Source organism: Sphingomonas sp. Root241 (assembly GCF_001428865.1).
GTDB lineage: Bacteria > Pseudomonadota > Alphaproteobacteria > Sphingomonadales > Sphingomonadaceae > Sphingomonas.
The window spans coordinates 2271773-2296437 of sequence record NZ_LMIV01000001.1 but is presented as its reverse complement, the minus strand read 5'-3'; the positions used below and the strand labels follow the sequence as shown (position 1 = coordinate 2296437).

The 24665-nt window shown below is 62.5% G+C and carries 19 protein-coding genes, 1 tRNA gene and 1 pseudogene; 9 read left to right on the top strand and 12 right to left on the bottom strand.

From position 1 onward, the window contains the following. Positions 1-348 precede the first annotated feature (348 nt). The 5 genes from ASE13_RS10505 to ASE13_RS10485 form a co-directional block, all read right to left on the bottom strand. Positions 349-1425: a non-reducing end alpha-L-arabinofuranosidase family hydrolase gene (locus tag ASE13_RS10505; protein ID WP_235536917.1), complete on the bottom strand. Its 1077-nt coding sequence runs from the start codon at positions 1423-1425 to the stop codon at positions 349-351. A gap of 145 nt (positions 1426-1570) precedes the next feature. Further along, the gene (locus tag ASE13_RS19460; RefSeq protein WP_235536916.1) at positions 1571-3349 is read right to left on the bottom strand and encodes a glycoside hydrolase family 43 protein; all 1779 of its coding nucleotides are present in this window, start codon (positions 3347-3349) and stop codon (positions 1571-1573) included. After that, the gene (locus tag ASE13_RS10495) at positions 3350-4531 is read right to left on the bottom strand and encodes a glycoside hydrolase family 5 protein (protein WP_200955627.1); all 1182 of its coding nucleotides are present in this window, start codon (positions 4529-4531) and stop codon (positions 3350-3352) included. It abuts the gene before it with no gap. 218 nt (positions 4532-4749) lie between these two features. Continuing rightward, positions 4750-5550, bottom strand: coding sequence for a LytR/AlgR family response regulator transcription factor (locus ASE13_RS10490; RefSeq protein ID WP_056614358.1), 801 nt, complete (start codon positions 5548-5550; stop codon positions 4750-4752). After that, positions 5547-6698 carry a sensor histidine kinase gene (locus ASE13_RS10485; RefSeq protein WP_082596547.1) on the bottom strand — a complete coding sequence of 384 codons (1152 nt, stop codon included), beginning with the start codon at positions 6696-6698 and terminating at the stop codon, positions 5547-5549. Before ASE13_RS10485 ends, ASE13_RS10490 begins: the two co-directional genes overlap by 4 nt. Before the next feature lie 891 nt (positions 6699-7589). On the opposite strand from ASE13_RS10485, the gene ASE13_RS10480 reads away from it, so the two are divergent. The 3 genes from ASE13_RS10480 (at position 7590) to ASE13_RS20340 (ending at position 12828) form a co-directional block, all read left to right on the top strand. Next, positions 7590-10967, top strand: a complete 3378-nt coding sequence (locus tag ASE13_RS10480) for a TonB-dependent receptor (protein ID WP_200955625.1) — start codon at positions 7590-7592, stop codon at positions 10965-10967. Positions 10968-11161: 194 nt separating this feature from the next. After that, positions 11162-12709: a tryptophan halogenase family protein gene (locus ASE13_RS10475; protein ID WP_056614356.1), complete on the top strand. Its 1548-nt coding sequence runs from the start codon at positions 11162-11164 to the stop codon at positions 12707-12709. Continuing rightward, positions 12706-12828 (top strand): hypothetical protein, encoded by a 123-nt coding sequence (locus ASE13_RS20340; RefSeq protein ID WP_268801292.1) that lies wholly within the window; start codon positions 12706-12708, stop codon positions 12826-12828. Before ASE13_RS10475 ends, ASE13_RS20340 begins: the two co-directional genes overlap by 4 nt. 440 nt (positions 12829-13268) lie before the next feature. Here ASE13_RS20340 and ASE13_RS10470 read toward each other — a convergent pair. The 3 genes from ASE13_RS10470 to ASE13_RS10460 form a co-directional block, all read right to left on the bottom strand. After that, a tRNA-Trp gene (locus tag ASE13_RS10470) sits at positions 13269-13345 on the bottom strand. Positions 13346-13392: 47 nt separating this feature from the next. Further along, a complete protein-coding gene (locus ASE13_RS10465) occupies positions 13393-15750 on the bottom strand; it encodes a putative bifunctional diguanylate cyclase/phosphodiesterase (RefSeq protein WP_056614353.1) in 2358 nt (785 codons plus the stop codon). 138 nt (positions 15751-15888) lie between these two features. Further along, a complete protein-coding gene (locus tag ASE13_RS10460) occupies positions 15889-17661 on the bottom strand; it encodes a fatty acyl-AMP ligase (protein ID WP_056614348.1) in 1773 nt (590 codons plus the stop codon). Positions 17662-17782: 121 nt separating this feature from the next. Between ASE13_RS10460 and ASE13_RS10455 the strand changes: the two genes are divergently transcribed. The 5 genes and pseudogenes from ASE13_RS10455 to ASE13_RS20410 all read left to right on the top strand — a co-directional run. After that, on the top strand, positions 17783-18334 hold the full coding sequence (locus ASE13_RS10455) for a regulatory protein RecX (protein ID WP_056614345.1): 552 nt from the start codon (positions 17783-17785) through the stop codon (positions 18332-18334). A gap of 80 nt (positions 18335-18414) precedes the next feature. Beyond that, positions 18415-18999, top strand: coding sequence for a cold-shock protein (locus ASE13_RS10450; RefSeq protein ID WP_056614343.1), 585 nt, complete (start codon positions 18415-18417; stop codon positions 18997-18999). A gap of 22 nt (positions 19000-19021) precedes the next feature. After that, entirely contained in the window at positions 19022-19501 is a 480-nt protein-coding gene (locus tag ASE13_RS10445) for a DUF192 domain-containing protein (RefSeq protein ID WP_056614341.1), read from the top strand. Positions 19502-19560: 59 nt separating this feature from the next. Further along, a complete protein-coding gene (locus tag ASE13_RS10440; RefSeq protein WP_056614339.1) occupies positions 19561-19953 on the top strand; it encodes an NADH:ubiquinone oxidoreductase subunit NDUFA12 in 393 nt (130 codons plus the stop codon). Next, positions 19950-20381, top strand: a pseudogene (locus ASE13_RS20410) (DUF2155 domain-containing protein); the annotation flags it as partial. The gene ASE13_RS10440 and the pseudogene ASE13_RS20410, both read left to right, overlap by 4 nt. A 35-nt stretch (positions 20382-20416) precedes the next feature. On the opposite strand, the gene aat reads toward ASE13_RS20410, so the two are convergent. The 4 genes from aat to ASE13_RS10415 form a co-directional block, all read right to left on the bottom strand. Further along, on the bottom strand, positions 20417-21169 hold the full coding sequence (gene aat, locus ASE13_RS10430) for a leucyl/phenylalanyl-tRNA--protein transferase (RefSeq protein ID WP_056614337.1): 753 nt from the start codon (positions 21167-21169) through the stop codon (positions 20417-20419). 7 nt (positions 21170-21176) lie between these two features. Further along, positions 21177-21902 carry a ParA family protein gene (locus ASE13_RS10425; protein WP_056614332.1) on the bottom strand — a complete coding sequence of 242 codons (726 nt, stop codon included), beginning with the start codon at positions 21900-21902 and terminating at the stop codon, positions 21177-21179. A 91-nt stretch (positions 21903-21993) separates the two neighbouring features. Further along, positions 21994-22380: a hypothetical protein gene (locus ASE13_RS10420; RefSeq protein WP_056614329.1), complete on the bottom strand. Its 387-nt coding sequence runs from the start codon at positions 22378-22380 to the stop codon at positions 21994-21996. Positions 22381-22494: 114 nt separating this feature from the next. After that, on the bottom strand, positions 22495-23739 hold the full coding sequence (locus tag ASE13_RS10415) for a Y-family DNA polymerase (protein WP_235536914.1): 1245 nt from the start codon (positions 23737-23739) through the stop codon (positions 22495-22497). A gap of 249 nt (positions 23740-23988) precedes the next feature. On the opposite strand from ASE13_RS10415, the gene ASE13_RS10410 reads away from it, so the two are divergent. After that, entirely contained in the window at positions 23989-24483 is a 495-nt protein-coding gene (locus ASE13_RS10410) for a hypothetical protein (RefSeq protein ID WP_056614326.1), read from the top strand. Positions 24484-24665: the final 182 nt, after the last annotated feature.

Sequence of the window (24665 nt, the reverse complement as noted above, 5' to 3'; positions counted from 1 at the left end):
AACGTCGTCCCGGCCTAGGGAGGGTCGTGGGACTGGGAACGAACATGACCGCCCAGCTCAACATCGCGGATCAACATTGGCATGCTGGATCCGAGTAAAGGGATCGTGAGCCACTAAAGATTTGGTCCTGCACAAATATAATTAATCATGATCGGTGAAGCTATCAGTAGTAAACTCGGTGCCTTGATGCCTATCATCAGCCAAGGAACTTGCTGACCGAAGCTATAGCAGTACGATTTTAGCTCTGTAATAATTGTTGCGAACCGGCAATTCGGCACAGTGAGACGGTCGAGACGACAATGAGCCGGAATTCAGATCCGTAAGGCCTCATGAATCGAAACTGGGGGCCTATTTGACGCACATGTCCGTGATCGGATTTGGTCCCTTGGCTGTCAGAAGGCCAAGTCGGTACGGAAGTTGGATGTAATCGGAAGGGTGAACCAGCGGGTCGTTACCCTGGAACAGGAACTGAAGCGGCTTGCAGGGGTCAATGACCTGGGTCTGATCTTTCGTGTCCCGAATCAGTTCGCCATGGGAAATGCCCTCGGACCAGATGCTCCCCACGTTGTCGCCTGTCGCGAAGGGATTCTTGGCGGCTGTGCCCAGTGGCACCCAGGCACCTTCCAAGCCGTCGCTTTTCCATATCCGGAAATAGCGCCCCTTCGGGCTGATCGCCTCTACGACGGTAAGGTAAGTATTGGTTCCTTTTACCCGATAGTGGCTGCTTCCCTCGAATGCGTCATCCCGGGGCTCGTCGATGACGATGACCGTATTGTGGAAGCCATTCGGGAATTGATCTATCGATGTCTCCGACCGCATGACGTGGCCATTATCGTCGGTATTGAAGAGGTAGCACTTGGTGTCATTGCAGATAATGTAGAAATCGAGCCATCCCGTCCCCGCCGGCGGCTTCGTTATGTCCGGCGCCGTGGCAAAGAACGGGCGAGCTGGGCTCCACGACATCGGGTCCTCGATGTTGGTCGTGGTGGAATACATCGGGTCGCCGCCCTGAAATATCAGATACCAGAGTTTTTGCGGAGCAAAGTAGAACACCTCCGGCGCCGCGCGGTACCCGGGGCCTATCGGCGATTTGTCGAGGGGGAATATCGGCGCCGTCGATGCGGACGACCAATCGGCGAAGCTTGTGTAGGCGATGCCCCATCCCTTTGATCCGGCCGTGGTCATGAAGACGTGGTATTTTCCGTTCGCAAATACGACGGATGGATCCTTTACAGCGTAAACGGTTTGGGGTGGATCAGGCTGCGGCCCGACCAGCGGCGCGCTTGACTGCCAGTGAAAGGTCCCCTGAGACGGGGCCAGGGATGAAGAGGACAAACCGGTAGGCGCCCCGCCGACGCATCCGGCTAGCAGGGCAATGCCCGCCAGGCTCACCGAACAGAATGCCAAGGCCTTCATTTCCCGCATGTTTTTTGCAACCTCATATTATGGATATCTTTCAAACTTGAGTTGCCAACGTCACACGGCAGAGCGTGACCCGTCCGGTCGCCGTCAGGCGTCTGCGTCTTGGTCGGTCAGGGCCGCCGGACCTGAATGCGCCGCACGGGCAGGCTCAACGCGCATCGCGTGCGTACAATGCGAATGCGAAGTCCGCGGGGTGGCCCTGCTTGTCCTTCAGCGGCAGGTCGTCGAGGCTGGCCTCGCCGTCGGCATAAACGTCGTCGCGGCTGGCGCGCAGATAGAGCGTCAGCGCACCCTTTTCGCCCTGGAGCGCCAGCGCGTAGCGGCGACCGGCCCGCAGGACGACAGGGGGATGGGCGCTGAAGTCGAAGCTCAGCAGGCCGGCCCCTTGCGGCTGGTAGGCGATGGCGAGGCCCTGGCCGGCGCCGAGCAGTTCGGTGCCGGCCTCCACGTCTCGCAGCGACAGCCGCAATGGGTGCGCGGCGTCCGTGCCGAGGCCGTCGCCGGCGTAGAAGCTGAGCCGGCCCACTGCGATGTCGGCGCGCGGCACGAAGGTCTGCGCCAGGCGGCTGGCGCCGCCCTCTCTATTGAAGCCCAGGGGATTGGGGGCCTGGTCGAAAGGCCGGGTGACCGAGGCCAGCGCCGGGCGGCCCGGCCAGGTTTCGGGATAGCCTTGAGCAAACTGCTGGACTGCCACGCGGGGGTCGGAGCGGCCGAAGTCCGCTGGCGCGGGCACCTTGCCGACGGGCGGCCGGGGTGATGTGCTGATGCCGGCCTTCGACTGCGTGATGGGCCACATGCGGCCGTCGGCGTCATAGTGGAGGTAGTCGATCGTGACGGAGCGCCGGTTGCCGTTGCCGGTCTGGCCGTCGGGCAGGGTCAACTCGCCGTTGTGGTAGACCAGGTAGGACTGGCCCTTGAAGTCGTCGATGATGCCCGGGTGGATGGTGTAGCTATTGCGGGTCTGGCCTGTCAGCTCGCCCTGGTAGGTCCAGGGCCCGCTGGGGCTGGGCGCGGTGGCATAGGACAGGCGCTCCCAGACGTTCTGGTGCGCCATCGATGCGTAGGTCATGTAATAGATGCCCTTGCGCTTCGACAGCCACGGCCCTTCGGTGTAGTTGGGCAGCGCGATCTTCTGGATGGGGCCGTCCAGCTCGGTCATGTTCGGCTTGAGCCGGGCCAGATAGAGCACCGGGTTGCCCCAGGCCATCCAGGCGGTGCCGTCGTCGTCGACGAAGACGGTAGGGTCGATGTCGTTCCAACCATAGGGGCTGGGCGTCGTGGCATCGGTGACCAGTGCCGAACCGCGCGCATCCTTGAACGGGCCCAACGGGTTGTCGGCCACCGCGACCCCAATAGCCATGCCGGGCTGCGCGCCGCCGTGCTTCACGGTGGCGTAAAGGTAATAGTGGCCGTTGCGCCGCACTACCTGCGCAGCCCAGGCATCGCCCAGCGCCCACTTGAAGTCAGTGGGCTTCATGACGGCGCCGTGGGCGGCCCAGTGGCGCAGATCCTTGGACGAATAGCACAGCCACTCCTTCATGAGGAAGAAGTCGTCGCCCTTGGCCTCGTCATGCCCGACGTAAAGATAGACCGTGTCGCCTACGACCAACGGCGCGGGGTCGGCGGTGAATACGTCGCGCAGCAGCGGGTTGCTGCCCGGCGCAGGGTCGGCAGCCAGCAAGCTGGCAGGCATGGCGATGCTCAGCAGCAGGGCGCTGCGGGCAACCCAGGCCAGGAGCGAAGAACGTCGGACCGCCTGCCCCCCTATAGGCGAGATACGGGTCGTGCGTGAAGACAGGCGCGGAATCATTCGAATTCCTTCTTCGGCATTGGCGTTGGTGGAAGCCGGTAGCCGGTAGCCGGTAGCCGGTAGCGGACCGGAGATCGTCGACTGAGAATCCCCGACGCGGAGCACGATGCCCGACATCTAGGGCGCGGCGAAAACCGCGGCGATCGTCGAGGGATTAAAGTCGGCACCGGTGTTGCGGTCGAACAGCCCGCAGGTGTGATTGGGGAAGGCGCCGGTGTCCCAGTAAAAGGTTGCGAAGCCATGCCGGATCGCGGATCCGGTGACGTATTTGGTCCAATAGTCTCGGTATTTCAGCGACGCATCATATTCGGTCCTCGAGATGGCGCAGTATTCGCCGATGATCACGGGGATGCCCTTGTCAGTATAGGCCGCCTTCGCCTTGTCGAATTGGACGTCGACATGCGCCTCGTTGTCCCACGCTTCCGTTGCTGCGGGATCGGTCGCGATCGATCCCCACTGCCAGATGGCGCTCTTGTCGTTCAGCGTGAAGTTGTACGAATCGTAATAATGGAACTCCATCATCAGCCTGCCGCTGACCGTGTCGGTTGGGACGGGAGCTCCGCACGCTGCAATCGTATTGTTGATGTCGGTGTTATAACCCTGGAACACCAGTGTTCGCGACGCATTGTTGCCGCCGGTCGCGCGCACCGCGTCGACAAACACCTGGTTGAAGCCGGCCTGAACCGAGCAATTTTCCGGCGACGGCACGCCATAGTCGACGTGGATTTCGTTGGTGCCAGCGAACAGCAGATGGTTGTCGTAATCCTTGAAATTGTTCGCGATTTGCGTCCACAATTTCTTGTACGCGGCGTTGCCGGCAGCCTGGCTCGCAGCCGTCGGGTTGTACCAGTCGCTCTTATGCTGGTTGATGATGACGTACAGCCCGGCGCTGCGTGCCATATCGACTACTTCTTTGACCCTGGCGAGCCAGAACGGAGCGACGTTCCCGGTGCCGTCGATATATTGTGCCCACTCAACGGGAATGCGCACGCTCTTGAAGCCGGCGGCTGCGACTGCGTTCAGCAACCTCTGGTTTACCGCGGGATTGCCGTAAACGGTCTCCTGCGAGGTCGTATGGGGTTTGCCGTAATCATTTAACGACTCAAGCGTGTTGCCGATGTTCCACCCCTTGCCGAGCTGAGCCGTGCTGACCGCCGCAAGCGCCTGGGTCGGCGGTGGGGTGGGGGTGGGGGCCGGCGTCGGCGTCGGCGTCGGCGTGAGTGTCGGCGTTCCGCCTCCGGCTGCAGCTCCGCCCCCGCATGCAGTCAGGCCGAGCGCAATCAGACCCGACAGCAGCACTCGCCGGCGTACTCGCCCACATAATTTCATTTCATCTCCCCCAAAACATGTCGACCGCTAGCCTTTGCGCGCTGCCGCCGACTTCTTGCGAGGGCTATACGCCGCCAAAAATAGGGCCGTCGGGAATTGTTTCGGGCCGGAGGATGATGGCCGCGAAATGGACAGGGCGACAGCGGACTGGCTGCGGCGACCGCCGGCGCGGCCGAATCATAGGACTGTTAGAGATTCTGCCCCAGCATTGCTTCAACCTCGCCGCGATAGGAGCGGCTCATCATGAGGCGCGTGCCGTCTTTCAGCACGACTTCGAACTCGCCATGGGAACGGCGCTCGAGGAACGCGATCGATCTGAGGTTTACCACGCTGGAGCGATGGATACGTACGAACATGAACGGGTCCAGCCGGCTTGCCACTTTGGCAAGGGCAGCGCGGTACAGGAATTCTTCTTCCCCGGCATGGAGTTTGACATATACTCCGGCGGCTTCGATCCAGTCGATGTCCCGCGCCATGAGGAAGTGGGTGGCATCCCTCTTCTTGACGACCATCCAGTTCCACAGTGCGCCCGGCTTGGCACGACTCGCGGCCAGCTTGAGCAGCTCCGGACCAAAGCTATTCGCGTCGCCGTTGCTGTTCGCGTGACTCTCATTCAGTCGCTCTTTGACCCGCTCCATCATCTTTTCGTAACGCGGATTGCCAAAGGGCTTGAGCAGATAGTCGACCGCCTCCGCTTCGAATGCCTTGAGCGCGAACTGATCGTAGGCGGTTACGAACACCGTCAGCGGCATGTTTTCAGCGCCCATGGCATCGATCACGCCAAAGCCATCCACGCCCGGCATCTGCACGTCGAGAAATACGATATCGGGATGCATATCCTGGATCAGCGCGACGGCGTCGACGCCGTTCTTTGCCTCGAGGATCTTTCCGATATCGCGATCCTTTGAGAGCAGGTCCATCAGGCGCCTGCGGGCCGGAGCCTCGTCATCGACGACCAGCACACGGATCTGCTTGGACGAGGCTGTCACGCTTCGTCGCTTCCGTCGCTGTGCACGGGCACGCTCATTGCCACTTCAGTGCCGCCTCCCTCGCGTCGACGGATCACGAAACCCTGCTCGCCCAAATCGGGGTAAAGCGCCGCCAGCCGCTCGCGCGCGACGCGCACGCCAAGTCCAGTCGATGCGTCCATCCGCCAATTGGGTGGCAGGCCGACGCCATCGTCGAGGACCCGGATCTGCAACTGGTCTCCCGCCCGCCATGCCGAAACCATGACCTTGCCGCCTGAAAGTCGGCCCTCGATCCCATGGCGGATCGCGTTTTCCACCAGCGGCTGCAGCAGCATCGGAGGCACCAGGATAGACAGCGTCTCCGGCTCGATATCGATCCCGATTTCCATCCTGTCCCCGAAGCGCATGCGCTGAATGGAGAGATAATGCTCGAGAAGTGATAGCTCTTGCGCCAGCGTAATTTCCGTCCTGTCCCTGCAGTCGAGCGACTGCCGAAGCAATGCGCCCAGGTCTCCGATCATACCCTGCGCCACATTGGGGTTGGTCACAACTTCCGACGAAATCGTATTGAGCGTGTTGAAGAGGAAATGCGGCTCAAGCTGGAGACGCAGCGCATTCAGCCGCGACGCGATCAAATTCTTTTCAACACGCTCCAACTGAAGGCGGCTGGTCAGGAACCGGTTATAATGCTTGAACGCATATATTATCCCGACGAGCGCGGAAAATGTCTGCCAGGCCCCAAGGAAAAAATAGACGGCAAAATCGGGTCTGAGCAATGGATTCCACCATATCTGGGGGATCGCATACAGAAGCAGACCGGTGAGGAAGGTATGGGCGAGGCTGAAGGGAATGCTCAGCAGGAGCAGCAGGAGCGCCAGGCGAACGATATTCTGCTCGATTGACGAGAGCTTGCGGTCGATCAGTAAAAGGGCCGGAGTCAACAAGGCCCATGCCCAGGCATCGATGATCTTCGATACGAGCATGGGCCAATGGAAGCCCGTGAACGTATCCGGCACTGCGAGGAACACGCCGACGCAGGTCCAGGCCAGAAAGATGAAGATCGCCGATCGGACCAGAGCCAGCCAGCTGGGATCCGAACGGCCGTCTGCATCGCTGGTCTCGGGATGGGCTCGTGCCTCGCTCGCCAAGATTGTGGCATCGGAACTCATGGCTGGCTGCTGTCGATAGCCATGCCTGGCCAGAACGCTTGCGTCTTCCAATCAGGGGCGCTCACACCCCGTTCGGCATCCCGAACAAGGCCCAGACTGGCAATTGCCGCTGCCGAACGACGGACGAGCTTCATAGCCTCTCCTGCCCTTCCCGCTCCTTGAACAAGAGGATCGGCTGGCCACACCCGGGACAATAAACGTGGCCTCGAGACGATTCGGGCTAGCCTACCCAACGGGCGGCTTCTTGACCTTGTTACGGTCAAGCGGTGGGCTCGGCCAAGCCTCGCGGGTTGGAATTTTCCAAAAATGTTCCGAAACGGACTTCTGCGTCGCTTTCCGGCTTCTCAATCCGTAGTGCGGATTCCGCGCACAATATTCGCTACGCTTTTTGCGTGTTTTGGCGAGTTTAGCGCATGCTAAAGGTGGACGATTGCTCCGGCTTGTGTGACTAAAGAGGCCTACCGCAGAAGTAGCACCGACCATTTTAGGGTTGGTGATAAAATAGACTCTAGGGAGAGGGGATGCTGGTGACGGCAAATGCCCTCCATTTGCTATAAGAATGGAGGGTTTACCATGGCCATTGGTCACGGCATGCCTTGCGCTACTGCGGAGGTATTGGCGAAGGCGATTCCAGGTCGCCCGGTGCAAGGCAGCCGAAGTCCAATCTCGATGGGCGACGATCTTCTTCACGGAAAATGACCACGACCGAGCTGCCGCCACTGGTGTTCAATGCGGTGCGCGCGTGGCGCAACCCATGTCGGTCCATCGTCAATATCGCGGCCATCCAACAGCAGCTGCTCAGCAGCATTCACAGTCGATCATAGCCGATATCGTGCACGTATAAAAATACGACGCGCATTTGAAAAATATATCCAATTTGGGGGAGTATGAATGAAGATGCGAAACTCGATGCTGAATGCCAGTGCCTCAGCGCTCATCCTTGCCACCCTGAGCGTGGCGACGCCGGCATGGGCGCAGGATGCGGGAACGACTAGCACCGACGATGCAACGCAGGATGGCAGCAACGTCTCCGAAGAGGAAATCATCGTCACCGCGCGGCGCAGGGCGCTGGCGGATGCAATTTCCATCAAGAAGAACGCCGACACGATCGTCGACTCGGTGACCGCGGACGAGGCTGGCAGGCTTCCCGACAATTCGATTACCGAAGTTCTTCAGCGCGTGCCGGGTGTGTCGATCTCGCGTTTCGCTGGGAGCAACGGCGGCAGCAGCGCGTTCCAGATCGAGGGTACGGGCCTTACCGTGCGGGGTCTTCCCTTCAATTCGAGCATGCTCAATGGGCAGCAGTTGTTCAGCGCCAACGGCGCAAGCTCCTTTAGCTGGAACGAAATCACGCCTGAACTGATGGCCGGGGTCGATGTTTACAAAGCGACGCGCGCCGACCTCATCGAAGGGGGTGCCTCCGCGATCAATCTTCGAACGCATCTGCCGTTCGATTTCAAGGATACTCAGTTCAACGTCACCGCAGGCGGCAGCTATGGCACCCAGGCGCGAAAGGCTTCGCCCCGCATTTCCGCCATGTTCTCCAAGCGTTTCGATACAGGCATCGGCGAAATTGGCGTGTTGTGGGATTTGGCCTACAGCCGCCTGTACCAGCAGAGCAGCGATCTGCAGGTTGGCGCGATGTTTGCCGAATATGTGCCGACCTCCAAGCGCGCCGATCATCTGGCTTTTGTTCCCAGCCAGTTCAAGTGGAACAACAATCAGAACAGGCGCGACAGGTACGGTGCGTATCAGGCGCTTCAGTGGAGGCCGGCTTCGAACCTAACGCTGACCAACACCATATTCTTCTCGCAATATGTCGAGAATAGTCAGGAGAACAGCGGCACCATAGGAGGGATTCCATCCGCGTCGACTACAGTTATGCCCGTGATCGGCAGTCCGGTTGAATATGATGCCAATGGCGCCTTCCGCAAGGGAAGCCTGATGTTCGCGTCCACCGGCAAGTCGGTGGAGTTTACCAACACGACCACCAGCACCAGCTGGCTGCCCGCCTGGTACCAGATCGATTGCGGTGCTTCCTACGGCGCTCCGGCATCGTCGATTCAGTGGGACTGGTCGGTTGACGGGGGTGTGGATCCGGCGACTCTTCCTGCGGGTGCACCCCGTCTGGCGCAGTGCGGCCCCGCTGCCACGCTGAACCCCACCAGCGGTGCGTCGGCATCGCACAACAAGAATTCGACGCTGGATATTTCGCAGAGCTTCGTCTGGACCCCTGGGGACCGGGTGGCTGTGCGTGGAGGCGCTCAATATGTCAGTTCCCGCTCGACCGGGCAGAGCATGTATGTCGCCCTCTCTCAGGCCAGCCCGCTGGTTGATTCGGTGGACGTCGATCTGACGGGGTCGCTGCCCGCCTTGTCTGGCATGCCCTCTGCCGGCTTGCTCGATAAGAGTACGGCCTACTTGGCCGCGATGGGCTATCACGAACCCAAGAATGTGGGGAAGATGCTGGCTGGCCATCTCGACCTTGAATACAAGGTCAGCGACGGTGGATTCCTGCGCTCCATCACTGTTGGCGCTCGTGCCGCAAGGCGCACCGAAAACGACAACTTCGTGGGGACGTATTGGGCACCGCTGGGTCAGCCCTGGATGGGTCATAACTTCGGCAATCATCCCGGGGACCCGACGTACGGGCCGGGGAACATTCAATATCTCAATAACCCAAATGTCCCGCAGTCGGATTATCAAGTTGCCACATTCCCGAATTTCTTCGGCGGCGCCGGGCCGGTTCCGGGACAGCTTTTCGTCGCCAGCCAATCGCTCATGCAGAGCTACGACTGGTATCATTTGCTCAAGACCTACAACGGTGAAATCCCGGACGGGACCGCGGATCAGTATTGGACGAAATCCATCGATCAGGGCCTGAACAAGACCGAGAGCCGCATCACCAACATGGCCGCCTATGTCCAGGCCAGGTTCGCGCATGATCGTATCGGGTTCATTCCGGCGTTTTCGGGTAATATCGGCGTGCGTGTATTTCACGATTCTCTGCGGGCGAGCGGTCTGCTGCAAACGCCGGACGTTGCGAACCTCGCTCTGTCCGAAGCGGACAGCACGGCATACTTCAACGCGCAGCAGGGTCTGCCGGGATCATCGAACGCGTACCCGACGCTCTATGGGTTTACCAAAGCTTATACCATGCAGACCCGCAGCTATGCGTACACGCGTGTTCTGCCTTCGTTCAACATCAAGTTCGATGTATCCGACAAGTTCATCATTCGTGGTGCGGCATCGATGTCGACTTCTCCGCCGAGTCTCAATGACATTCGCGCGGGCGGCTGGATCGACGTCAGGTCACTTCCCAACCCCACGAATTCGCTGGCACCCAGGATTCTCACGGGTTTTGCCGCCCGCGACGCGGGCGCGAATCTGAAGCCGACCATGATCACCAGTGAAGACCTGACGTTCGAATACTATCCGTCGTCATCCAGCTTCCTCTACATCGATCTGTTCGCCAAGCAGATCAAGGATGAACCGCTGTTCTATTCGTTCATCGCCAACAATCTTCCTGTTCCGGCCCTGGCATACGCCGATGGTGCGACCCCGCCGACCGGGACGGGGACGCCGACAAATCTGGATCTTCCGTGGCTCTACCTGCAGAACAAGTCGTCGCCGCAGAAGGCCTATATCAAGGGTTTTGAGATCGGGGGCCGCAAGTTCTTCGACCAATTGCCGGGATTGCTCAGGGGACTGGGTATTGAGGGCAACCTGACCTATATCGACAGCCGCAACCCTGCTCAGCAGGCCAACAGCGTGTTGGGTCCCACCCCGCCGCCAAACGGGGGCCTCAATCCGGACGGCACGATACCGCAGACTTATCCGAACCTTCCCTACGCCGGACTGTCGAAGTGGGCCTACAACATCCAGTTGCTGTACAGCCGCGGCAGGATCAATGTCCGCCTGGCATACAACTGGCGCGACAAGGCGTTGCTGTCGACCAATGTCAACCCGCTGTCCTATGCGACGAGCGGTGGCAATCCTTACACGCTCAACACCAGTTCGACCAACTTTGACTCGGATCATTCCTATCCCGTATACAACATGGTTCCGGCCTACACGGCGGCGGCCGGCTACTTGGATTTGGGTCTCGACTACAAGTTGAGCGACGAGGTTTCCGTCTCGTTCAACGCGAACAACCTTCTCAACACAATTTCGCGAACTCTTCAGGAGCCTGTGCCTGGCGTGTTCCAGCCGTACGACTACTACGTCAGCGATCGGCGCTACGAGCTCACCATGCGGGTGCGCTTCTGATGATCTGAACGGGGAAGGGCGCTCCATCGAGCGCCCTTCCCATTTTCGATTACAGTATTGTGGCCGGTTGATGCCCGGTTGCATGTCACAGGCACAGCCGGTTGTGCGCATGCCTTTACCGGCATCCAGCGCCACATACGCCTGAGACCCATTCGGCAGGCACGGCATCGGGTACGTTCGTGGCGAGGTAGTTTATGAACAGCGGCCATCAACAGGATATCGTCATTCTGGGTGGCGGTGCGGCGGGGTGGATAGCGGCTGCGCTGCTGGCCAAGAGGCTTGACCCTCATCGAGCGCGCATCACTCTGGTTGAATCGGAGGAGATCGGCATCATCGGTGTCGGGGAGGCGACGATCCCGATATTGGCGCAGTGCAACGCCCTGCTCGGCATCGACGAATTCGACTTTGTTCGCAGCACCCAGGGTACGTTCAAGCTGGGCATTGAATTCTGCGACTGGGGAACCGTCGGAAACCGGCATTTCCATGCCTTCAGCGATTATGGTCATCCGGTCGAAGGGGTGTCGACCCACCATTATTGGCTGAGAATGCGGCAATCGGGCGAAGATCGTCCGATCGATGATTATTCGTTCGCCTATGCCGTTGCGAAAAACAACAATTTCGTCCCGGGCGATCCGCAGAATCCGCGCTATCACCATGCCTATCATTTTGATGCCGGACTTTACGCCCGCTATCTGCGGGACGTGGCGATCGCGCTGGGCGTGCAGCGTATCGAAGGCAAGATGACGCATTTCGATCTGGATGGCGAGTCCGGCGATATTGCCGCCATCCATCTTGCCAATGGCCTTAAGGTTCCCGGCGATTTCTTCCTGGATTGTTCCGGCTTTGCGTCCGAATTGCTGGGAACGGCGTTGAACACGCCTTTCGTCGACTGGTCGCGCTGGTTGCTTTGCAACAGCGCCATCGCGGTGCCATCCAAACGCACCGGCGCGCCAACGCCGTTTACGCGGTCCACCGCACACACCGGGGGCTGGCGCTGGACCATCCCGCTACAACATCGCAGCGGCAACGGCATGGTCTATAATTCGGATCTGTGGAGCGACGATGCGGCGCGCGAGGCCTTGCTGGGCAATATCGACGGCGAACCGATTGCCGAGCCACGCCTGTTCCGCTTTACCTCTGGCCACCGCAAGCACTTTTGGAGCCGCAATTGTGTGGGGATCGGTTTCGCCTCCAGCTTTCTCGAACCCCTGGAGTCAACAGGAATACAGCTGATCGTCATGGGGATCTTGAAACTGCTCAAATATTTCCCCGAACGGACCATCGACCCCGTTCTGCGCGACGAATATAACCGGCTCTCTACCAGCGAGATCGAGCGCATCCGCGACTTCATCATTGCCCATTATTATCTCTCGCGCCGTCCCGAGCCTCTATGGTCGGCGTGTCGCGACATGGAGATACCCGACAGCCTTCGGCACAAGCTGGATGTCTGGAACGCCAGCGGACAAATCGCGCTGGGGGATTCGGAATCCTATATGGAGCCGAGCTGGCTCGCCATCCTGCTCGGCAACGGTGCCGTTCCAGCGCGCTACAATGTATCGGCTGATCTCTATCCGTTGGAGCAGATCCGCACGGGTATGGAATTGCGCCGCGAAGAGATCATACGTTCGGCGCAGGAGGTCACTTCGCATCAAGATTTCATCGATCGTCACTGCAAGGCTCCCCAAACGGCACCAGCCATCGAGACCGCCAAGGTCAGCGGGCGGACCCATTTCAACGAGTGATCGCCTATCTGCGCAGCCACCCCGCCACGGACGCGGTGCTGACGGCCAAGAACTATATCGACAATCTTTCCGAGGAGGTGCGCAAGGGCATGCTGGAGAAGGCGGATCAGGGCACCTAGCCCTCCGTTGCACCCTCGGTTACTGCAGTCATGGTCCCCAATGGCAAGCGCGTCATAGAGGCGGATCTCGGGAGCGCGGCGGCTGTCACCAGGCTCTTCGAATGGTATTCGACCGGGCGCTATTCGCTCAACAAGCGGCGAAGATGGCCCGCTCTGAAGACATGACCTTCCGTGGCAGCACCAAACCGATCAGCTCCAGCAGTGTGCACGAGATCATGCGGTCCCTCATGTCGATCGCGACGGGAGCGCGCCGGAGGTTCCTGGATGCCGACTTGGGCACCAAAAAACACATGATCTCGGGGGTACTTTGGAACTGCCCGTTTCGGGACCGAAAGCTTTCGGCGACCTACCGCAAATCCTTTGATATTCTTGTGGAAAATGCGACCGCCGGAGACGGCGCGGATGTCGAAAAAGCCGCGGAAAACGGCGGGAGTCCGAAATGGCAGGGGCGCTCGGATTCGAACCGAGGGCCTTCGGTTTTGGAGACCGACGCTCTAACCAGCTGAGCTACGCCCCTGTGCGGCCGCAGCCCTTAGCGGGCCGTTGCGGCGCTAGCAAGACTTGTCACGCTGCAGCGCTGTCGCCCATCGGGCGCATCGCAAGCGCACGCGCTTCGTGGACCGGAAGGGGGCGGCCGAAATAATAGCCCTGGACCTTCGTACAGCCCAGTTGCTGGACCATCTGGTGCTCTTCCTCGGTTTCGACGCCCTCGGCAGTCGTGGCCATGCCGAGGCTGTCGGCGAGCGCCACCACGGCGCGAATGATGGCGATCGCTTCCTTGGTGCCCTTCGATGCACCCTGCACGAAGCTGCGATCGATCTTGATCGAGCTGAAGCGCGTGTGCGCGAGATAGCCCAGCGACGAATAGCCGGTCCCGAAATCGTCGAGGCTCAGCCGAACACCCAAATCGAGGATCTTTTCGAGGACTTCGATCGCCACTGTCCCTTCGCGCATGAACACGCTCTCGGTGACTTCGAGCTCGAGCCGTTCGGACGGAAGGCCGGACTGGGCCAGCGCCTGCGCGACGACACCGACAAAGGCGGGATTGTGGAGCTGCTCGGGGCTGACGTTGACTGCAATTCGCGCAGGGATATCCCAGCGTGCTGCCTCATCGCACGCAGTGCGCAACACCCATTCGCCGATCGGGGCGATCAGCCGAGCTTCCTCGGCGAGCGGCACGAATTTCGCCGGCGAGACATTGCCGAACTCGGGGTGAGTCCAACGCAGCAGCGCTTCGAAGCCGGTGAGCTGGCCGGTTTCGGCGTTGACTACCGGCTGGTAGTTCAGATGCATCTGGCCCTGCTCGACGGCGTTGCGCAGCGCGATCTCGAGTACGCGGCGCTCCTCGGCCGCCATGTGGAGCTGGGGCTCATAGGAGTGGAACGCGCCACCGCCGGCGTCCTTGGAACGATAGAGGGCGAGGTCGGCCGAGCGGATCAGCATCTCGGCGCTGCGTCCGTCGCGCGGGCCGACCGCGAGACCGATCGAAGCGCCGATATAGAGCGTGTGCTGGTCCACCTCATAGGGGCATGACAGCGAATCGATGATCGTCTGGGCAAGCTGTTCGATGCGATGGGTATCGGTCGCGTCGCGGACCACCACCGCGAACTCGTCGCCGCCGAGTCGGCCGATCATCTCGTTTTCGGTCATCAGCAGCTTGAGGCGTTCGGAGACCCGCCCGAGCAGGCGGTCGCCGACCGGGTGGCCGAGCGTGTCATTGACGGCCTTGAACCGATCGAGATCGATCATCATGAAGGCGCAGCGCGATCCCCATTTTTCGGCATCGGCCATCGCGCGCGCCAGCGACTCGTTGATCAGCAGCCGATTGGGCAGCCCGGTCAGCGTGTCGTAACGCGCCATGTGATTGATCTTGTCGGCCGACTTGCGCGCCTCGGTGACGTCCGAGCCGACGCCGCGGAAACCGATGAAAGCGCCGCGCTCGTCATAGCGCGGGCTCGCCGACATCTCCCACCAACGCTCTTCCTGATTGACGTAAACCGGGAGCAGCAGATCGCGGAACGCCTCGCGCCCCTTGAGCTTCTCGGCAAGATCGCGCAGCGCGGGCGCGAAATTACCCGATTCCCATGTGGGACCGGCGAGCAACTGGAGGAACGGCGTGCCGTTGATCGTCTTGGGATCGGCACCGAGCGAGACCGCGAAGCGCGGATTGGCGCGGGCGACGCGGCGTTGCGCATCGATCTCCCATAGCCAGTCGGAGCCCGAATCCTCGAATTCGCGCAGCAACAGGCTCACCGTCTCGTCGCGCTCGGCGAGTGCCAGCTCGTTGGCGCGGATGACCACCAAAGCTTTGCCGCGCCCGAAGGTGGCGATCACCAGCAGCACCGTGAACAATGAGGCGGCGGCGGCGAGCACGGGTGCGGCGACCAATGCGAGCATCGTGGTGATCGCGGCGCCGACGATCGAGACGAAGGCGATTGTCGCCAGCGGAAGTGCCGCCATGGCGACTGCGGATGCGGTCATCAGCAGCGAAATGATGATCCACAGGCCGAGCGCCGAATCGGCATCGGCGGCATGGCCGAACGCCAGCGGCGGGATCGACCAGACTGCCCCCAGCGCGATCCCGTCGAGCAGGGTATCGCGAACATCCTTGAGCGGGGCAGTGACCGCGGTACGGTGGCGCCTGGAAAGGCGACGAAAAGCGATCGCACAGCCTACTGCCGCGACCAGCGCGCCCCAACTCGCGAGCTGCCACAGCGGCATGCGCGGCGCGAGCAGCATCGTAACGAGCGATGCGCCGACGAGATTTGCGGCGAGCATGAACAATGCAAGCTGGCTGCCGGCGTGGAGCTGCGCGGCGCGAATCGGGCCCCAATCGATGGCATCGGCGGGATCGTAGAGACCAAGAAGCGCACGCGCGTCGATGCGCGGCCGGGCAAATTGAGAAGTCGTCTGGCTGGTCACCGGACGGGAATAGCCGAGAGAGGGTTAGCGAGAGGTTAGATTTGCCGGCGAAACGGAGGAAATTTGCATGCTCCGACCAGCTTATCGCAAGCCGGACGCGCCGAGCGGGCCGACTCGCCGGCCCGCCCGAAGCGCGTTTCAGGCCGCGAGATCGTAGGGCTTGATCTCGCCGTTGAGATAGAGGTTGCGTGCCTTGGCGCGGCTGAGCTTGCCCGAGCTGGTGCGCGGCAGCGTGCGCGGCGGCACGAGCTCGATCACGCAGTTCATGCCGGTGACCGAACGGACCCGCTCGCGAATTTCGTCACGCAGGCGAATGCGCTCCTTCTCGTCCGAGGTGCGACACTGGACGAGTACCGCGGGGGTTTCTTCACCGCCCGGTGTGGTGATCGCGAAAGCTGCGATATCGCCCTGCTTGAAGCCGGGAAGCTGCTCGACCGCCCATTCGATATCCTGCGGCCAGTGGTTGCGGCCGTTGACGATGATCATGTCCTTCGCCCGGCCGACGATATAGACGTAACCTTCTGAAATATAGCCCATGTCGCCGGTGTCGAGCCAGCCATCGGCCATGCACGCAGCGGTCGATTCGGGATCGCGGAAATAACCGACCATCACCGAAGGGCCGCGGCACCAGACCTTGCCGATCGCCTTTTCAGGCAGGGGCGTGCCATCCTCTTCACGGATCTGGACTTCCATGTCCTTCACCGGCTTGCCGCAATTGACGATTGCACGAAAGCGCTGCGGACGATCCTCGCGCGCCACGTCGCCGCCCGAGAGCTGGGTCTCCTCGACCAGCTCGACGACGATGCCTTCACCCGGGGGCATGATCGACACCGCCAGCGTCGCCTCGGCGAGGCCGTAGCTGGGCAGGAACGCGCTGGCCTTGAAACCGGCATCGGCGAAGGCGTCGACGAACGACTGCATCACGTCGGGGCGGATCATGTCGGCGCCGTTGCCCGCCACGCGCCAGCGCGACAGATCGAAGCGGTCGCTCGCCTTGGTCTGCGAAGACATGCGGCGCGCGCAGATGTCGTAGCCGAAGGTCGGCGAATAAGAGAGAGTGGTACCCTGATTGCGGCTGATCAGGTCGAGCCATGCCAGCGGCCGCCGGGCGAAATCTTCGGTCTTCAGGTAATCCGTCGAGACCTGGTTGGCGACGACCGAGAGGAAACAGCCGACCAGCCCCATGTCATGATACCAGGGTAGCCAGGAGACGCAGCGGTCGCGATCCTGAAGCTGCATGCCGTGGCTGTGCGCCGAGAGATTGTTGAGCAGCGCGTGGTGCGTGATCGCGACGCCGTGTGGAAACCGGGTCGAGCCGCTGGAATATTGCAGATAGGCGATGTCGTTGGTGCTCGCTTGCGGTAGCGCCACCTCGGGTGCGTCGCGTTTTCCGAACTCAGACCAGTCCACGCCCTCGACGCCGGTGATCCGCGCTGCCTCGGCGCACATCGCGCCGATCTCGGGCGGGAAGATCAGCATCGACGGGTCGCAGCTTTCGAGCTGGACACGGAGCTGATCGATATAGGATTGCGCGCCGCCGAAGCTGGTCGGCAGCGGCAGCGGCACCGGCCAGGCGCCGGCGTAGACCACGCCGAAGAACAAGGAGGCGAACTCGGTGCCGGTCTCGGCGATCAGCGCGATCCGGTCCTTGGGTTTCACGCCGGCGGCGATCAGGCGGCTGGCCTGCGCCAGCGCGTCGCGGCGCAGCTCCGAAAAAGGATAGGGCCGTGTCAGGTTGCCGCGGGCATCGTGGAAGTTCAGACCGCGCACGCCCTCCGCCGCATAATCCAGCGCTTCGCCGAGCGTGGCGAAGTCCGCGAGGCGGCGGGGGTGACTATCGTCGGTCGGGGTAGGATCGGGTTTTCCCGTCTCCATGATACCCTGGTGCGGTCCCGTTTCGTCCAATACCATTCTTTGTCTCGTGCCCCTGTGAGCTGACAGACCGTTGTGCCCCCACAACGCATACTATGCGGACGGCTCTGCTACGCACTGGCGTTCAAAATCGGTTGCTACTGTGGCACAATCATGGCGCATGACCCGCCCGAGGCGCCCGCTCACTCCCTTGAACCCCGCCGATCTGGAGCGTTTCGCGCTGCGCTATGTCGAGCGCTACGCTACCACGCGAGGGCGGCTGGCGGACTATTTGAGGCGGAAGATTCGCGAGCGCGGCTGGAGCGGCGACGCGGCGCCGGACCTGACCGGGCTGGCGCAACGCATGGCCGATCTCGGCTATGTCAACGATCGGCTCTTCGCCGAATCCAAGGCAAGCGCGATGGGGCGCCGCGGTCTGGGTGCCCGGCGCGTGAGCCAGGCGCTGCGTCATGCCGGGATCAAGGACGAGGATGCCGACGCGGTGGCACCGGCGGTAGAGGCCGACGCCCCCACCAGCGCGATCGCCTTTGCCCGGCGGAAGCGGATCGGGCCCTTTGCGCGCGAGGCCGTAGACCGGCCGCAGCAGGAGAAGCATCTGGCCGCGATGCTGCGCGCAGGCCATGCGCTGGACCTCTCGCGAAAGATCGTCCGGATGGCGCCCGGCGAAGACGTGGAGGCGCTGATCGTCCCTTCGTGGGACCATTCTAATTAAACCTGAAGAGTGAATCTAACAAAGCAATTCCACATTTGGAAAAGGCTGTGTTAAAACCGCTCGCTTGGGGGGCCAAGATAATGCGTGCTGAACAACAGCTTGCGCCTCGCGACGAATCGGTCGCGCCGCCAGGGGAAGAGGGTTTCGGGGCGGAAACGGCGTTGGAAGACAAGGTTTATTGCGGTGTCGTCAAATGGTTCGACGTAACCCGGGGGTTTGGGTTTCTCGTTGCCGATGACGCCGCAGTGGGCGACATCCTGATTCATTTCACCGTGCTGCAGGAGCATGGAAGGCGGAGCTTGCCCGAAGGCGCACGAGTCGAATGCGTCGCGGTGCAGCGCCAGCGCGGGCTCCAGGCGAAGGAAATACGCTCGATCGATCTGAGCGAAGCGGTCGAGCCGCCCAAGCGGCAATGCGAACGCACCGACCGGGTCAAGCTGATCGACGATGCCGGACCGTTCGAGGCAGTGACCGTCAAATGGTTCAATCGCCTCAAGGGCTATGGATTTCTGGTGCGCGATACGGACTCGGCCGATATATTCGTCCATATGGAGACGCTGCGTCGTGCCGAAATCGAGGAAGTCGAACCCGGCCAACCCCTCAGCGCACGCATCGTCGAGGGTGACAAGGGGCCGCTGGCTGTAGCGGTCGAAAGGACCGGCTGAGACCATGATTCGCAGGCGTGGAATGAAGGTGGCGTTTGCCGCCGCGGCGTTGTTCGTATCCACGGCATGCAAGGTCGATGCGGGCGCAAACGCCGATTCGCAGCAGAACGTCGCTGCCAAGGTCCAGGTGACGGTTCATGCCAAGGCCGGGCCCCGGCAATTCAATGTCGAGGTCGCTCGCACCGCCGCCGAGCAGGAACGGGGGCTGATGTTCCGCACCAATCTGCCTGCGGACGGCGGCATGCTCTTTGCACCCTATCCCGCGGAGGGCGGCGGCCCGCGCGAGGCGAGCTTCTGGATGAAGAACACGCCGAGCGCGCTCGACATCCTCTTCATCCGCCCCGACGGCACGATCGCGGCGATCGCCGAGAATGCCGTTCCCTATTCGGAACAGCCGCTGAAATCGGGCGAGCCGGTGAGCGCGGTTCTCGAGATCAACGGCGGCAAATCGGCCGAACTGGGGATCGCCGTGGGCGACAAGGTGACTTGGACCGGCCGCTAGCGGCGAATTGCGCTGCGGATTCGATTGCCTCTGTCCGTCGCGGGAGCTAATCGGCGCGGATGAGCCTGAATCGGAATCCCTTCACCTGGTGGAACGGCGCCACCCTCGGCACGTGGTTCGGCCTTCGTGGCAAGACGAAGGTAGGCGAGGACTCGCTGGGCAACGTCTATTGGGCAGGCGGCAAGGATCCGAACGGGATCACGCGCCGCTGGGTGATCTATAGCGGCGCGAACGACGCCAGCCGCGTGCCGCCCGAATGGTTCAGCTGGCTCCACCATCAGATCGATGCCGCGCCCGATCAGGCGCTGCCTGCGCCGCGCGTGTGGGAAAAGGCGGCGGAGCCGAACCAGACCGGCACCCGATTGGCCTATCGCCCGCCCGGCGCGCTCGAGGCGGGCGGGCAGCGGGCGCGCTCCACCGGCGATTACGAGGCCTGGACTCCCGACGCATGAGATATGGCGCCGCAACTGCGGCGGCAGCGATGCTGCTGCTGCTCGGCCTTGGCGCGTGCAAGGGCGGCGAGCAGGCGGGCAACAACAGCGCCGAGGACCTGATCATCACCACCGGGCCGGGCAACGCCGCGGGCGGCGCGGAAGTCGTGGCGGTCGGACCCGATACCAGCGTGCTGAATGCCGCGGCCACGCCGATGAACCAGCGCGAGGCAGTGCTCGGCCTGCTCAACAAGCGCAACGGCGTCGCGCGCGAATTCAAGCTCAAGCCCGGCCAGGCGGCGCGGATCGACGACGTCATCGTGCGACTGCGCGCCTGCGACAAGACCGCGCCCTGGGAAGCCGACCAGCTCACCGGCGCCTTCGTGCAGGTCGACGTGCAGCAGCTCGACAAGAGCTGGCGCCGGGTCTTCTCGGGCTGGCTCTACAAGGAGCGACCGGCGCTCAACGTCGTCCAGCACCCGATCTACGACGTGTGGCCCAAGAGCTGCGCGATGACCTTCCGCGACAGCGGGCCGGACACGGTACCCGCGCCTTCGGGCGGCGGCGGATCGGGCAACCGGTCCAGTGCGGAGAAATCGCCGTCGACCGAAGGCGCACCGACCGAAAGCCCCGCCGTCGAATCGCCGAGCGCGGCGCCCAGCAACGCGACGTAATCGTCGCGCGGCACTTCGACTGCGCCGAGCGTGGCGAGATGGTCGGTCTGGAATTGGCAATCGAGCAAAGTGAAGCCGCCTGCCTTCAGCCGCGCCACCAGATGCGCGAAGGCGACCTTGGAGGCATCGCGTACCCGAGTGACCATCGATTCGCCGAAGAATGCCTTGCCGAGCGCGAGGCCATAGAGTCCGCCGGCCAGCTGTTGGCCGTCCCAGCACTCGATCGAATGCGCGAAGCCGCGGCGGTGGAGTTCGAGGAAGACACGCTCGATCGGGCCGTTGATCCAGGTATCGGGCCGATCGGTCGCGGATTCGGCGCAGAGCCGGATCATCCTTTCGAAATCCTGATCGAGCGTGACACGAAATCGATCGGCGAGGATCGTCTTGCGGAGCGACCGCGAGAGATGGAAGCCGTCGAGCGGGAGGATCCCGCGCAGCTTCGGCTCGACCCAATAGACGCTCGAGGCCGCGCGGTGATCGGCCATCGGGAAGACGCCCATCGCATAGGCGCGCAGCACGAGATCGGGATCAAGGTCCAGTTGGGGCGGTAGCGCGCGGGTCATCGCGGCCTCAACGCGCGGACGCCAGCCGGCGTTCGATCGCCTGCCAAAGCGCCGCGAATGCCTGTGCGGCGGGGCTTCGCGGCGCGAAGCTGCCGAGCGGCCGACGGTGCACGGTCATCGTCTCGACCACGCTCGCCATCGGGATCACCGGCCAGTCCGGATGTGCCGCGAGCGCCTCGCCGTGCAGCTTGCGACGCCGATCGACCATCGAATGGACCGGCATCAGCGGCACCTTGCCGCGCCGCCCGAGATGGCTCTCGACCTCGGCCAGCGCGCGCATCGAGAGCGGCGAGGGAATGACGGGCACGACGATCAGGTCGGCGGCGCGCATTACCTGTTCGCTGGTTTCGGTGAGCCCTGGCGGGCAATCGAGCAGCACGCGATCATAGGATTCGGTCAGCGCGCCGAGCAACTTGGCGAGTCGCTTCTTCTTGTCGAGTTCGTGGAAGGTCCGGTCGAGCGATCGCAGCGACGTGTCGGCCGCGATCAGGTCGAGCCGGTCGATCCCGGTATTGCGCGCGAGCTTGGCGGGCTCGACATCGCGCGTGAAGATCGCCTGCGCCTCGTTGCGGCCGCTGGCATGGCCTTCGAGCAGGAAGGTCGAGGCGGCCTGGGGATCTAAGTCCCACAGCAAGGTCCGGCGCCCCGAGCGGGCGGCAGCCCAGGCGAGGTTGACCGCCAGCGTGGTCTTACCGACGCCGCCCTTCAGGCTGTACACTGCGATCGTAGCCAAGCGTGTCCTCCGTCGCGCGCGTCAAGCTGGCATGAAAAAGGGCCGGCGGGGAAGCCCCGCCGGCCCTTGAAAATGACGAATCGGTCGCGTTTCAGGCGTGGCAGGTCTTGGCGGGCTTGCCGGGAACCGTGACGCTGACATTCTTCGACGTGCCGGTGAGCTTGAAGCCGCCGGCGGCTTCGAACGGCTGGCCGGCTTCGGGCGCCTTGAGCATGGTGGCGGGGCCGCCCTTCTCGGTCTTCAGCTGGACCTGCTTGTTGCCTTGGAAGAAGTCGACGTAGATCAGGCTGTTATCGCCGCAGCGCAGCGTAACGCTCTCGGCGATCGCGGGCGGAAGCTCGATGGGCGCAGCGTTGGCGAGCTGTGACGCCATCGGATCGGGCGCGGTGCTGGTGACTTCTTCAGGAGTCTGGCTGCCGCACGCGGCAAGGGACAGAAGCGCAACGGCGGCGGCGGCAATAAGGGAGGGGTTCTTCATAGCGAGAGATGCTTTCGGACAGGTGGCAAGAATCGTCAAGCGATTCGTGATACAAGGTCACATTATTGTGCTGCGCCGCAACGTAACACGCCGATTGTTTCTCCCGTGTGAACCCTATTCATGGAACTCGTCCAGATCCGGGATTCTCCCGAAGGCGATTTTCGTTCCCACCGCGTCGATGCGCCCGCCGTTCAGCGGGCCGACGCTGACGGCATGCCGCCCGAACTTCTCGTTGATCCGGTCCATCGCGCGGCTGAGCGACAAGGTGCGCGTCTCGCGCGCCAGCGGATCATCGGGATCCAGCGCGGCGAACAGCGAACCCTGCTCGCCTTCGACTGTCTCGATTTCGCACAAAGTCACCCCGACCATGCGGAGGCGAAAGCCGCCGGCGCGCGCGCGACCGGCCTCGGCGAGGCGGGGGAAGAGCGAGTCCAGCGCCGACAGGATGACGAAGCTGTCCTGCGTGTTTGGCAGCCGACACGAGGCGCGCCAGTTGGATTTGTCGTCCTCGAACTTGCCGTGGAGCACGAGCAGGCGGCTGCGATAGCCCTTCCGCCGCAGCCGGCTCGCCGCCTTGAGCGCGAGACGGCGGGCAGTGAGCCGGGTTGGCTCGAGCCCGCGCTTGGCCGGCGACAGGACATGGCTGTGGCCGATCGTGCGGCTCTGCGTCGGCTTTTCGGGCAATTCGACGCCGTGGAGCAGGTACCAGAGTCGATCGCCATTGGTGCCGCCCCAGGCGGTGCCCGCGTCGCGCGGGCGGCGCTCGCAGAGCTGGCGGATGTCGAGGATGCCGTCCTGCGCCAGCCGGCGCTCCATCTTGGCGCCGATCCCGGCGATCTCGCGCAGCTTGAGGTCGTAGAGACTGTGCGGAAGCTGATCGGCGGTGAGGACGATCAGCCCGTCGGGCTTCTGCAGGTCCGAGGCGAGCTTGGCGAGCAGGCGATTGGGGGCGATGCCGATCGAGCTAGTCAGGCATTCGCCGACATTAATGCGGATGCCCGCCTTGATCCGCTTCGCCAGCGCGACTGCGGCTTCGCGCGAATTCTCATTGTCGAGCAGCCGGCATGCCACTTCGTCGATGCTGCAGACATGGGTGACCGGAATATGCTTCCAGACTTCTGCGATGATCGCATCGTGGAACTCGACATATTTCTCGTGCCGGGCGGGGGCGATCAGGATGTCGCGGCACTTGCGCTTCGCCTCCCATACCGGCGTGCCGGTCGAGATGCCGAAGCGCTTGGCCTCGACCGACGCGGCGATCGCCACGGTGGTGTCGGCATCGACCGGCGCGACGATCACCGGCTTGCCGCGGAGCGCCGGATCGAGCTGCTGCTCGACGCTGGCGAAATAGCTGTTCAAGTCGAGGAACAGCCAGCGCAGCGGGCGGGGAGGGAATGCCAGAATGTTGGAAATGCCGGCTTTAACTTCGCACTTTGCCCGCGGATTGTGAACAAAAGTTTCAACGCGAGGATCGATTGTTGCGCTGCGCGAAACGACGCCCGAGGCCGAGGCGGGAACAGCGCGACTCATGATGCGGAACAATAGCAGAACGTCGCATTGTAGGAAACCTACTTGACCCGTGCCGCTCCGGTTCGCAGGACTGCGGCGATGGAGAAACGCATGCGGCCGTTGCTGACGATGGGACTTGCGCTGGCGCTCGCCGGATGCGGCGGGGGCGAGGAGGTGGCGAACAACAGCGCCGCGCCGACCCCGACTCCCACGCCGGGGCCGATGCTGGGCGGCGTTGATCTCGACAAGCCGATCCGCGCGACGGGCAGTGCGCCTTACTGGGCGATCTACATCGCGCCGGGCACGATCGCCTTTGCGGACGCCCCCGCGGCGAGCCCTACGGATTTCTACCCGATATCGCCCAAACTAGAGGGCGACACGGCGCGCTTCGAGACGCAGACGCCCGACGCCGAAGCGGTGACGATCACGCTCATCGCCAAGGCGTGTACGGCGGGCAAGGAGACGCTGCCGCTGGGCGCCGAAGTGCGTATCGGTAGCCGGACGCTGAAGGGATGCGCGGGACCGGGCGCCTATGACTGGGCGGCGCGCAAGCCGTCGCCGTCGCCGACGCCGTCGCCAGCGAAGGCGAAATAGGCGGGCTAGCTTGAGGTCTCATATTCAAACGCGTCATCCCCGCGAAAGCGGGGACCCATCTCCAGCATTATCCACGAGCGCGCCGGTGCATTTTGCCGCTCGCTCAGGAGATGGGTCCCCGCTTTCGCGGGGATGACGAGTGTGGGAGGTAGTCCGTTAGTCAAATCAACCGCTTGAATGGG